This is a genomic window from Sphingomonas sp. CCH9-E2, from assembly GCF_001557215.1.
Classification (GTDB): Bacteria; Pseudomonadota; Alphaproteobacteria; order Sphingomonadales; family Sphingomonadaceae; genus Sphingomonas.
This window is the reverse complement of the sequence record NZ_LSJM01000175.1, coordinates 1-6,667: the sequence shown is the minus strand read 5'-3', so window position 1 is coordinate 6,667 and position 6,667 is coordinate 1. Positions and strand designations below refer to the sequence as shown.

The following is a 6,667-nucleotide window of genomic DNA, read 5'->3' as shown; positions in this document are numbered from 1 at the left end:
GATGAGCTTAATGCACTAACAAACCAATCGGTCCACTCGGTGGGGGCAGACCAGTGGCGACACGGCAAAAAAGGCAAGATCATGGCAGCCGAAAGAGGTGAGCGATGAACGAAGATGAAAAGCGCTATTTCTACCGCCGCGCTGAGGTTGAAATGATGCGGGCGCAGAACGCTACTTGCTGCGAAGCCGAAGCTGCACATCGCGGGCTGGCGAAAAACTATCTCGCGCGTATCGAGTCAGGCGAGCAACTCGCCAGCGAGATGCCGGCGGCAGGTCGGGGCGCGCGCGCATGAGAACCGCGCCCCCGCCCACCAGTCCGCAGCACTCGCGTACGTCGTTGGCAGAGGAACAGCGGGTACAACACGAAGACACCGGTCGCGATCGTGGCCCGCGCCCCGCACCCGGGATTCCGTTGTTGCGAAACTAATCCCCGCTTTAGAACTGCCCGGATATGCGCGGCGCCGTCCGGCCGATCAAACGCGAGATCGCGTCGGCATCGCGCAACACAACTTCGCGGCCCTTCCAGCTAAGCATGCCCTCGGCACGGATCAGCTGTAGCGTCCGGTTGATATGAACCGATGTCAGACCAAGCGTATCGGCGAGCACCTCCTGCGTCACGGGAACGGCGAACCGGCCCGATGCGGCAAGGCCTGCCATCTCCAGCCGCTCGTTCAGCTCGAGCAGAAGGTCCATCACCCGCTCATAGGCGTTCATGCGTCCCAATCGCGCAATCTGCGCCATCAAGAGCGCTTCGTCGCGTGCCCGGCTGATCATATAGGCGCGATCGAGGTCCGGATGCATGCCGCGATCGGGCGCAACGCACAGATCGACCGGGGTGAGCGCCACAACGGTGGAGCATGCGAGCGGCTCCACCTGATCGCACAGCCCGATCAGGTCTCCGGGCAGCAAAAAGCTCAGCACCTGCCGGCGGCCGTCGGCCAGCTGTCGCACCCGTGCACACCAACCGGACAAGACCAGCAACGTTTCGGGGATGCGCTTCCCCTCGACCAAGATCTCATTATCGGGATTAACCCGCCGCAGACGCCGCGCGCTGACCGTCAGCGTTGCGAGCGCAGCATCGTCGAGGGCGTGCAGGCGTGACAGCCTCAGAATCGCCGCGGCGGCGATATTGGGCTCATCAGCCGGGATCGCGCTCACGCCTTCACCTCGATCCGGCACAACTGCGCCAACGCCGCGCGCAGCGCGTCTGACGTGCAGGGCTTGGTGATCCGAAGCGCGCGACGATAGGGCAGCGGAAGCGCCCAATCGTCATATCCGGTTACAAACACGAAGGGGATAGAGAGCGACAGCAGACGGTCAGCGATCGCATAGCTGCGACTCCCATCAAGATTGACGTCAAGGATCGCTACATCGGGCGGTGCATCCGCAATCACCCGCAGCGCTGCCGCGACGCTACCGACGGGCCCGGCAACGTCCCACCCATTCGCCTGCAGCTCGCGCTGAAGATCTGTCGCGATGAAATATTCGTCCTCGACGACAAGGACGCGTCGGGCAGATCGGGCGGCGTCGAACATCCTCTTACTCCTGTTCGCCCGAACCCTCCGCCATCGGCAGAACGACCGTGCAGCGGATACCGCCCCCCCGGAACTCCAGCCTGGTCTGCGCGCCCAAACGATAGGGAAGCGCTTGCTCGATCAGCTCGCGCCCGAACCCCCGGCGCGTTGGATTGAGCGGAACCATCGGAACACCCTGCTCCAGCCATTCTAGGTTCAGAGTGCGTCCGCCACGCTCACCCATGTTAAGCGACCAACTTATTTCGACCCGTCCTTCGGCTCCTTTCAGCGCACCATATTTGATGGCGTTGGTCGTAAGTTCATGGATGGCAAGGCCAATCGACTCGGCGGCGACGGAGTCGATCACGACTTTAGGCCCGGCGATGCTCAATTTCGGCCCGTCGCCGACCCCAACCGACAGCAGTTCGTCGCGAACCAACTCTTCCAGATCGACAACGCCATCGGCGCTGCGCGTCACGATCACCTGACTGCGCGCGAGCGCATCGAGTCGCCCGCGAAAATGATCCCCCAGCGCATCGAGGTCGGTTGTGGTCTCCACCGTTCGTGAGAAGACGGACCGCACCAGAGAGAGCATGTTGCGAACCCGATGCTGTAGCTCGGCGACAAGCAGTTCCTGTCGCGTCTGTAACCGCCGCAGGTCGTCGATATCGGTCGATGTACCGAGCCATTCGATGATCGCGCCGCCGGCATCGCGCACAGGGGTCGCGCGTGTCCGGAACCAGCGATAGCCGCCATCGGCGACGTTTCGCACCCGATATTGGACGTCGAACCCGCCCTGTTCCTCGGCAGCTGCCCACGCAGCGCAGGCGACGGCGCGATCTTCGGGATGCAGCATGTCGATCCATCCCAGTCCGTGGCTGTCGCTATCGGATTGGCCGGTATAGCCGGTCCATTGCGGACTGGCCCAGGTCCATGCCCCCCGCCCGATGGCCCGCCAGACGAGCTGAGGTATTCCTTCGATCAGCAGTTGCTGGCGGCGCTCGGCCTCGCGCAGCGCCTGCTCCATTTCCTTTCGCTCGCGAACGTCGCGAAACAGGATGGCCACCTTGCGTTGGGCCGGTTCGCCGACGCGGAACGCAAACACGTCATACCAGCGTCCCAGTGCGCGAGCTTCATCCTCGAACCGCTCTGATCGACCCGTCAGTGCAATGCGGCCGTATATCTCGAACCAATGCGGATCAAGGTCCGGAACCAGCTCGGAAATGGTTTTGCCGACGGCATTTTCGAGCCCGGTATGGCGCGCAAATGCCGGATTGGTGCTCAGGAAGCGATAATCGACCGCGCGTTCCGCATCGTCGAACATAACCTCAATGACGCTGAACCCCTCGTCGATCGACTCGAACAACAAGCGGTAACTCTCTTCGCTCTCGCGTAACGCAGCCTCAGCTGCCTGTATCGCCGTCACGTCGGTGAAGATAACCACCGACCCGTTCACCCGATCGTCGATCCCGCGATACGGGAGCACCCGCACTGCGTAGTGGCGGCCTACGACGGCATCGCTCACCTGGCGCTCGACCGGGAGTCGCGATTTGCGCACCGCGCCGACATCGTTCCGCAGTTCAGGATAGGCCGCGTCGGACGATATCGCGTCGAGCGGGCGACCGATGTCGGATTTGAGCAACCGGAAGATTTCGGTCGCCGCCGGCGTGAAGCTGCGTATGCGCAGCTCGTCGTCCAGCAGGATTGTGGCGATCCGGGTCGAATCCAGCAGGTTGGTCAGGTCCGAATTATCGCGCTCCAACGTTTCCACCCGCTGGGCAAGCGCGACCTCCGCGGTCGTTGGTGGCAATGGGGCGATCAGATCTTGAGGCTGGGCGCGTTCCCGCGCATGCCCTTTGCTGTTTTCATCGTCCGGCATCAGTCCTCGCAACATACCGGTCCTCCGGTGTTCACCCGGTCGGCTAACGCCTCCGCCAGTGAAACGTTTCGCCCTGAGGCGGATCGGGTGAATGCCGGTTGCTCACGATACTCTCAATCCGTGCCATCGCCATGCCCCGCTTCGACACCGTCATCGGCGTTGGTGCCATCCGCGCGCATCGTGGTGCCGCCAAAGGGCTGCCGCGTGCGATTTCTCGCGCCGGTGCCGCCGTCTTCACCTCCGCCCTGTGGGTCGCGGTCATAATCTTCGGGCAGCCCCCCGCCGCCGTCATTGGCTCCGCTGCCATGGACTGCGCCCGTATCAGGGTGGACCCAGGCCCGGCTTCCGGCCTCCGGTGGGACATTTGCCTCTTTCGAAGCGGCACCAGCGCCGTCCCGCTGGCTGCGCGGATCGACCGTGCCGCTCGGGGCTTGGCGCGCCCACGCCGCTTCCCGATCACGATGGTACTCCTGACCGGAATAGCCGTTCATCGTGTCAAACGGATTGTCGGCGCTTCCGAGGCTCGGCGCAGGACGGTCGCGCTCGCTCACAGTCCCGCCCTCACTCGTTTGACATGCGCGAGATGGCGCTCGACCACCGGCGCAGCCCCCTGCGCCAGCGCACGCAGTTGAACATTTTCTCCCCGCGCGCCGTAGCTCTTCATGAGCGTGACGGTTTCTTCATGCGCTAACACCTGCTGATCGAGATAGTTGACGTCGAACACCTCGTCGCGGCTCTCTTCGAGATGCCGGATCATGGTTTCGCGCCGCGTGTCCAGCCCATCGGGCGGTGGCGCGACCCCGCGCGTTTCGTTCATCTCCAGCGCCGCGAGCAGGTGATGGGTGTTTGTAGTGTGATCCACGATCATCTGCCGAGCGAGTTGCTGCACCTGCGGGTTTCGGCTGCGCGCAAGCGCTATGCGACCGGCCGCGATTTCGTAACGGTCGCCGATCGCGGCGCTTTCGACGAAGCCGTCAGGCGTCGATACGACCGCCGCGCTCACCTGCCCAACGGCACCGCCGAACGTGTCGGCGACCTTGTTGACCATGTCCTTGATCGGACCGTTCTCGCGTTCGCTGGACATCATGCCACTCCTTCAAGCGTGCGGGCGTTCGCGCGATGATAGGCAAGCGCGTCGTGGTCGCCCTCTTCGCGAAGCGACTCCACCGGATGCGGGCCGTTGGTCGCGAAGCGATATTCGCTGCCAAATTCGGCGCGATGCTGATCGATGACCTGCTCGGTCGGAACGCCACCTTCGTTCACGGTGCGCTGATATGCGAAATAGCGATGGTCGGGCTCGAGGTTCCCAATCGGCACGAATTGCGCGTCATAGGCAGTCCATTCCACCGTCGCGTGGAGGACATCGCGGACGAACTCCTTGTTCGGTTCGAAGGTCAGCGGATCACTCATCCCTTGCGCTGGCAGGAACTCCATCGGATCGGAACGCTCGACATCCTTCATCGCCTCGCATGCCAGGCGCAGATGCTCGATCTCCATGTTGAGATGCAGTTCCCATAGCGCCTTAATCCGCGGATCGCTCTCGGTCTGCATGCACGACCAATAGAGCCAGCATTCATTATATTCGTGCAGGACGAGATTGGTGAACCAGCTCAGCGACGGGTCGAGAATCGACTCGTAATGAGTGACATGCTGCTCCTCGATCTGCGCGATCTCGAGATAGAGCGCGCGCGCCAGCGGGTGTTCGGGAATGTTGCCCACATTCATGTAGAAGTTCATCGTCTGCTGTTCAGCAGCGACGATCGTGATCGCGTTCATCACCGACTGGGTATCGGACGCCTTGAGCGTCATCGGCCGGCGCAATTCATCATGCGCATCGCGATGCTGGAAGATCGTCGGGCGCCCCGGCAAGATCTCGGTCAGGTCGCCGGTAATGTCCTCGGCCTTTCGTCCCTCGCCCATCATGTCCATCAGATTGGCGTAGCGATAGAGGTGGTCGAAATCCTCCAGCAGCGCAAACTCATAGACCTTGCGCAGATACGGATCGGGCTCCTGCCGGGCGAGCCAGGAGGTCAGATCAACCGCGACCTGCTCATAGCCGATCGTCCGCGCGATCGTGCTTTCATCGCCCGGGATCAGCCAGTTCACCGCCTTTTGCTGTTGCTGCTCGACCCGGCGCACTGTCGCCAGCATCTGCTTCACCCCGGTATCGGAGGTATGACGCGCAAACTGGTGCGAATTGATGATCGCCTCGACCTCGATCCCGTTCATGAAGATCGCGCGGCAGCGCGTGTAAGGATGGACGTTGCGGCTGTCATAAGGCGCGACGTTCAGCTCGGACCAGTTGCGCAACTGGCGATCGAGCGGAATGCCGCGTTCCTGTAAGGGGTTGAAGCCCATGGCGCTCCTCCTTTGGGATCAGTGATGGTCGGTCGTGCGAAGCTGGCGGATATGCTGCTCGATCACAGGCGCTGAGCGGTGGAAAGTTCCACCGCACCAAGCACCATTGGAACCGCAAGTGCGTTCACTAGAAGAAGCTTCGCCTTCATGAACTTTCTCCTGAATCGACGTTCACCAACAGGAGGGCTAAGCGATTGTTCCGATATTTAATCGTTACTCATACAAGACATATACGTGAGCTAGCTTGGCATAACTTAAGTTATATTGTGTACGATTGTTACGGCTGCTGGACGTCTTTGGAAGGAACAGCAAAGCGAGCGTCGGGTTTTGTTGGCGATGAAGCTCGATCCGCAGCCTGACGTCACCGCGCCGCAGCTTGAAGCGGGACTGCGGCGGCTGATCGTCGAAGCCGCCTATGCGAGCGCAACGACCGCGCTCACCACCGGGGTGATCCTGACCGCCTTTGCGCTGCACTTCGGTGCCTCCAACCTGATGCTCGGGATCCTCGCCAGCGCGCCATTCCTTACCCAGCTCCTGCAGGGGCCGGCAGTACTGCTCGTCGAGCGGCTGCGCGCCCGCAAGCGGATCGCAGTCTGGTCGAGCATCCTCGGACGATCGATGCTGGCGGTGATGGGGTTTGCGGTGTTCCTGCCGCCCGCCCCGGCGCTCGCTATGGTCGCGGTCGCTCAATATCTACTCTGTGGACTTGGCGCGATCGGTGGCTGCGCTTGGAACTCATGGTTGCGTGACCTCGCGCCGGAGGATCGCTTGGGCGATGTCTTCGCCCGGCGCACCATCTACGCCACGCTTATCAGCCTGGGCGCGGGTCTGGCGGCAGCGATCGCCCTCGACCTCGCGCCGGACTGGTCTGCCCCCACCGAGTGGACCGATTGGTTTGTTAGTGCATTAAGCTCAT

At 62.3% G+C, this 6,667-nt stretch carries 8 protein-coding genes; 2 read left to right on the top strand and 6 right to left on the bottom strand.

Going from position 1 to position 6,667, the window contains the following annotated elements; genetic code table 11:
* Positions 1–104 precede the first annotated feature (104 nt).
* Positions 105–293, top strand: coding sequence for a hypothetical protein (locus AX681_RS08905; protein WP_066665238.1), 189 nt, complete (start codon positions 105–107; stop codon positions 291–293).
* A gap of 142 nt (positions 294–435) precedes the next feature.
* Here AX681_RS08905 and AX681_RS08900 read toward each other — a convergent pair whose 3' ends face one another.
* The 6 genes from AX681_RS08900 to AX681_RS08875 form a co-directional block, all read right to left on the bottom strand.
* Positions 436–1,158 (bottom strand): Crp/Fnr family transcriptional regulator, encoded by a 723-nt coding sequence (locus tag AX681_RS08900; RefSeq protein WP_231733873.1) that lies wholly within the window; start codon positions 1,156–1,158, stop codon positions 436–438.
* Positions 1,155–1,535 carry a response regulator gene (locus AX681_RS08895; RefSeq protein ID WP_066665236.1) on the bottom strand — a complete coding sequence of 127 codons (381 nt, stop codon included), beginning with the start codon at positions 1,533–1,535 and terminating at the stop codon, positions 1,155–1,157. The genes AX681_RS08900 and AX681_RS08895 overlap by 4 nt, the downstream gene beginning before the upstream one ends.
* 4 nt (positions 1,536–1,539) lie before the next feature.
* Entirely contained in the window at positions 1,540–3,393 is a 1,854-nt protein-coding gene (locus tag AX681_RS08890) for a PAS domain-containing protein (RefSeq protein WP_066665234.1), read from the bottom strand.
* 113 nt (positions 3,394–3,506) lie between these two features.
* The gene (locus AX681_RS08885; protein WP_066665232.1) at positions 3,507–3,944 is read right to left on the bottom strand and encodes a hypothetical protein; all 438 of its coding nucleotides are present in this window, start codon (positions 3,942–3,944) and stop codon (positions 3,507–3,509) included.
* The gene (locus AX681_RS08880) at positions 3,941–4,477 is read right to left on the bottom strand and encodes a DUF4142 domain-containing protein (RefSeq protein ID WP_197422084.1); all 537 of its coding nucleotides are present in this window, start codon (positions 4,475–4,477) and stop codon (positions 3,941–3,943) included. Before AX681_RS08880 ends, AX681_RS08885 begins: the two co-directional genes overlap by 4 nt.
* Positions 4,477–5,751, bottom strand: coding sequence for a hypothetical protein (locus AX681_RS08875; protein ID WP_066665230.1), 1,275 nt, complete (start codon positions 5,749–5,751; stop codon positions 4,477–4,479). Before AX681_RS08875 ends, AX681_RS08880 begins: the two co-directional genes overlap by 1 nt.
* A gap of 336 nt (positions 5,752–6,087) precedes the next feature.
* Here AX681_RS08875 and AX681_RS08870 point away from each other — a divergent pair.
* A partial coding sequence (locus tag AX681_RS08870; protein WP_197422083.1) for a hypothetical protein occupies positions 6,088–6,667 on the top strand: 580 nt, incomplete at its 3' end.